Raw genomic sequence first — 666 nt, 5'->3', positions numbered from 1 at the left:
ATCCCCATCCTGGGTAACCCCAACCCGGATAGCCCCATCCCGAGTATCCCCAGCCGTAATATCCTCCGTATCCCCAGCCGTAATAAGGGTATCCCATCCCAAATCCTAAGGACCATGTTGGGTTAGAATAGACATTTACTGAAACTTCTGAATTACCGCTGCCCCAAGCCGGGTAGCTAACAGAAGCTGTTTGTGTGCTGTCATTTTCAGCATAATTAGTATAATTGTCAACATCGGTAAATATCTCAGTTGGCTGATTATCGTCTTGTAGTGATCTGAAGTAATCCTTGTATTGATTGTTCGTGCCATTGTTGGCCTGAACACGAACAGTAGATGATTTACCATAAACTCCGTCATTATCGTAATAAGAAGAATTCTGGTAAGAACCACATGACGCAAGTAATAAACTCATTAATCCAATTAAGTAAAAATGACCAGAGTTTTGGCGAAGAGAAATGTTAGTTTTCATATCTGTGGTGTTTTTTATTGTTGCACATTACAAAAATAGTTAGTTTTGTCAAACTATTTAGTTAAAATTATTAAAACAAAATTTGTGCCAAACTATATAATATGAGTAAGAACCTTACTACTAGATCAGAAGATTATTCGAAATGGTATAATGAACTGGTTGTCAAAGCAGATTTAGCCGAAAATTCAGGAGTTAGA

At 37.5% G+C, this 666-nt stretch carries 1 pseudogene; it reads right to left on the bottom strand.

The features are described 5' to 3' along the window. Positions 1 to 469, bottom strand: a pseudogene (locus tag ABEB23_RS18075) (hypothetical protein); the annotation flags it as partial. Positions 470 to 666 lie beyond the last annotated feature (197 nt).

Source organism: Flavobacterium maritimum, assembly GCF_040049085.1.
GTDB lineage: Bacteria > Bacteroidota > Bacteroidia > Flavobacteriales > Flavobacteriaceae > Flavobacterium > Flavobacterium maritimum.
The sequence above is the reverse complement of the archived record's forward strand: the minus strand, read 5'-3'. Positions and strand labels throughout refer to the sequence as shown.